This window comes from Pseudomonas sp. 7P_10.2_Bac1 (assembly GCF_025465935.1).
Classification (GTDB): domain Bacteria; phylum Pseudomonadota; class Gammaproteobacteria; order Pseudomonadales; family Pseudomonadaceae; genus Aquipseudomonas.
The window spans coordinates 1-4,217 of record NZ_JANLNV010000037.1; the positions used below are offsets into that span (position 1 = coordinate 1).

The following is a 4,217-nucleotide window of genomic DNA, read 5'->3' on the forward strand; positions in this document are numbered from 1 at the left end:
GCTCATGCAGGATACCTTAGTCGCTTCTGGCTCTTACGAGACCGCCAGTGTTTGCGACGCTCAACGGATTGAAAAAGCCCCTACTAAGAAAGAAAATCTGCTTTCAAATATTTAGTTTCTGCGTTTCGCGGCTGCATTTTTGGTGGTCATAGCGCATGCCCCCTTGGCTTACTTCAACGTACCAGCATCACTAACCCATATTGGTGGGTTTGGCGTAGATATTTTCTTCATCATCTGTGGCTTTATCATTCCGTTTCTATTGTTCGGTGGCAAATATTCACGAGAGTATATTATCCCCATTAGTGCAAAAAACTTTTTCCTCCGTCGTTTTTTCCGCATCTGGCCTCTGTATTTTTTAATGACACTGGTCGCAGTGGCTTGTATCTGGCTGGTTTCAAGCGGACTTTTCGAGCCAAACCCTGACTTGGAGTTTGCGTATCACCCATCGCGTTACGACATCAACATGGTACTTCGTTCTATATCATTCACACGCTCCCGGAAAGCCCCGCTCTTGCAGTCGGCTGGACATTGCAATACGAGTTCATGTTTTACTCAATAATTGCAATGCTTATGGCCTTCTCAGCCAGAAAGATGAATACCTTCATTGTTTGTTATGCTGCAATTGTTTTAGTGGCAGTCTTATTTCTGTCATCAAAATTCTCCTCAATGAGTCAGTATATTACGATGGTGCAGTTAATCGGCTCGCCAATGATGATTGAGTTTCTATTAGGCATGACTCTGTATCGGCTTAACTCGGACAATATTTTCCTCCCTAAGTGGGTAGCGGTTACTTTCGGGTTAGCGGCTATTCCTCTTTTGCTGCTGATTGAAACTCAAGATTGGTTTCCCAATTTTGCTGGCCAGTTTTACAGGCCGATTGTTTGGGGTGCTATAGCCTTTGTCATTGTGTGGTCAGCACTAAGTCTCGAAGGAATTATCAAAACAAACAAATTCTTCGAACTGCTCGGAGATGCCTCGTTCAGCTTATATCTCGTGCATTGGCTACTGTTGCCATGGGTAGCGCACTTCTATGATGTACTGGGCCTGTACGACGAGCTAGGTATTCTCGGCTCTGTTATTGTTTACTTCTCAATAGCCTAAGCGCTCGCAATATTAGTCCATCTAAATATCGAAAAGCCAATGAATAGGTTTTTTCGAAAAATGGCTTAAGTATTAATACCGTTTAGTTGTGGTGGCTTTTACCTGCTACTTGGCAGCCATACTTGAAAGACGAGCTATCCCAGAGAATCCAAACGAAACAAGCACACTCTAGTAGGTGGGACGCATAGCTCCGCAAGTAAAACTGTAGCACTAGATACTGTTGTAGCAGGGACACCAGCGAAGTACATTTGTGACACCAGGGCATTAAAAATTAAACGATGGAACGATGGAACGATGGAACGAACGATAGTGCTTACCCATGAAGACGGAATCCCCATAAATGTTATTCCGATGCTGCTTAGGTTGCTGAGTTTACGTCTGTTTAGCGATTAGCGGAATAAACTGGCGGGATGAGTAACATCCCGCTTTGAAACCTTCCATTACGACCAAAATTCGAGCACACTACCTTACATAAAAAACAAACCAAAAATCTATAAAATCAAATACAATGGCCCCTCAAGAGGCGGACCATTGTGAATGCACTAATTTTAATTTAACTTTCTAATTTTCAAAGTTAAATCTTTAATTACCTTATCAGCCCCATACCAATTAAGGTGATCTCCATTAAGATAATAAGGCAAATAATTATCAGAGGCTAAGCACCGGTCATCTTCGCAAAGAACGGGAATAGGATCATAGATCTTAACTTGAGGGTAATCAGCTAGAAGAGCATTAAAAGCATCATCATAAGCCTTCTCAACCTCCATATATTGCGCATAACTTACTGAGCAATCCTGCCTAACAGATTCTGAAGGTATCAATCGTAAAGGCCGTATGTCGTAGCACGTTTTTATTTCAAAATCCAAGCTTGGAATATTTTTCATAAAAATCAATTCCTTACCTGAAGCAGTTACTCTCTCTATAAAATTTCGAGCATTTTTTTCAAAACTAGACCAATCTTTTTCGTTAATAGGCTGTGACAATCTCCATCCCGCCCCTGTCTGACCAAACCCTCCTGTTATTAGATATTCCCAATAGCCAGAAATGTAGACTTGTTTGATGGACTTATTCTTTTCAATAAACGACACGAAATTATCATACTTAGCTTTACACTCCTCCTTCATAAAAATTTCACTTGTAAAAGGGAAGCATGAAAACTCTACGGCAATCATAGTCGGAGTACCTTCAAAGTACTTCCATACAGATGCCTTATAATGATTAGTATGAGAGTCACCAAAGAAAAGAACTTTAGGCTCCTTCACTTCAGACAGATAACATCCTCCTGCAAGATTAGCGCTGGCAAGTTCTGGATAAACGCTAGAACATTGAAATTGTTGGATCGGCCTGAAGGGATTTTCAATAGCATCAATAACAGCCGCATACCCATCCATTCGGAAGTCGAACCCTGCCCGATGATAAGTGTAATAACCCAAAGACCCTATGCACGCCATAATCAATAGAAGAGAGAGTATTTTCTTCTGCGTGTTTTGTATTTCTTTTAACTTTCGCTCCACAAATTGATACGTCAGCCAAGCAAGAATCACGGCCAAAAACACGCAAGCCACTAATATCTCTTTCGGAGGCGTCCCCCCCTGCATAATATTAGCGAATGATAGTAAAGGCCAATGCCAAAGGTATAACGGAAAACTTATCAATCCAAACCATACAAATAGCTTGCTAGAAAGTACAAACCGATTAATAAAGGCATTTGGCCCTGAAATAATTACAAATAAAGTACCATACACTGGCAAGAGAGCCCACCAGCCTGGGAATACATCTGTACTATCAACTAAGCAGATAGCAGCAATGAGCATTGACATACCAACTACAGACAATGCATTAGCAATTAAAGGCCTAGACATACAACCATGAAGCTTACGCCCAAAATCTGACTTACTATAATTGATAGCAAACCATGCGTAAGCAGCACCTACCAACAGTTCCCATACTCTCGCATGAGGGGAATAAAAAGTTATAGATGGCTGATAATAGGAACCATAAATACAAGCTGCAAAAGAGATCAATCCAACAGTCAAAATTAGCTTGAAGGCATCTAAACCTAGCTTATAGGACATGTAAACTAAAAGAGGCCATACAATATAAAATTGCTCTTCAACACCCAAACTCCATAAATGTAATAAAGGCTTAGTGTCACCAGCATTATCAAAATAGCCAGATTCCCGAAGTAAAGCTATGTTAGACATAAAACCAGAGCCAGCGAACACATGCTTCCCGAGTTGCCGATACTCACCGGGAAGAAGAACAAACCATCCTACGACCAAGCAAAAAGCCAATACAACTAGAAGCGCTGGAAAAATCCTAGCAATACGTCGACTATAGAATTCGACAAAGCCAAACGTCCCCCTATCTAAGTTTTTCAAAATTATTGAAGATATTAGAAAACCGGACAATACAAAAAAAACATCAACTCCAACAAACCCACCCTTCAGAAACTGAGGGAAGGCGTGAAATAGTACTACTGAAATAACTGCAATAGCACGAAGTCCATCGATATCCGGCCTATAACCTATATGCACAGACTTCGAAGCGCTATCGCACAGCTCTGCATTCTCAGCAAAAACCTTGGGGTCTTCTAATTTCACATCAGTCTCTCTGCGTACTTTATTATGCGAGGCATTCCTTTGGCGTGGGATGCTACCACGCACCCTAAAGAGAGGCAAAAAAGGCGTATTTACGCCCGCCATACGGTCGTAAAGCTCTTATTTCGTAGCCATGCTGATAGCCAGATAATCTCCGTCATTATCGCCAAAACTGATTGTTGAGCCGCCTACTGAATTGACGATCTGTACCAAAAACAGAGTACCCGCTGGAACATCTGACGACTCATAGGATAAATCGATCGTAGCGTCTGAAGTGAGAAGGTACTTTGTAGCAACAATGATGCCGTTCCGCAGGATACTGACCCGCCCAGTCACGCTAGGGCCTGTCACAAAAACAGCGTAGGAACGAATACTGAGCGACGTCGCGAGCGCTGGCGTGGCGAATACGCCCGCATTCTGGTCGTAAAAGCCACTATATCGTGCGAAACCTTTCGTTGTTTTTTGATCAGAAAACCTAAGCGTGGCGGTCTCATTACCCAGGACTGCTTGGCTTGC

4 protein-coding genes are annotated in these 4,217 nt (G+C 42.1%); 2 read left to right on the forward strand and 2 right to left on the reverse strand.

What is annotated here, in order from left to right; translation table 11 throughout:
• The first annotated feature begins 118 nt into the window (after positions 1-118).
• Both NTD86_RS24335 and NTD86_RS07020 read left to right on the forward strand, forming a co-directional pair.
• Complete coding sequence (locus tag NTD86_RS24335) at positions 119-559, forward strand: acyltransferase family protein (RefSeq protein ID WP_410016957.1); 441 nt, start codon at positions 119-121, stop codon at positions 557-559.
• Positions 484-1,101, forward strand: coding sequence for an acyltransferase family protein (locus NTD86_RS07020; RefSeq protein WP_262201442.1), 618 nt, complete (start codon positions 484-486; stop codon positions 1,099-1,101). Before NTD86_RS24335 ends, NTD86_RS07020 begins: the two co-directional genes overlap by 76 nt.
• A gap of 548 nt (positions 1,102-1,649) precedes the next feature.
• On the opposite strand, the gene NTD86_RS07025 is transcribed toward NTD86_RS07020, so the two are convergent.
• Positions 1,650-3,704 (reverse strand): acyltransferase family protein, encoded by a 2,055-nt coding sequence (locus NTD86_RS07025; RefSeq protein WP_262201439.1) that lies wholly within the window; start codon positions 3,702-3,704, stop codon positions 1,650-1,652.
• Between the two features lie 117 nt (positions 3,705-3,821).
• On the reverse strand, positions 3,822-4,217 hold a 396-nt coding region (locus NTD86_RS07030; protein ID WP_262201440.1), incomplete at its 5' end, for a hypothetical protein.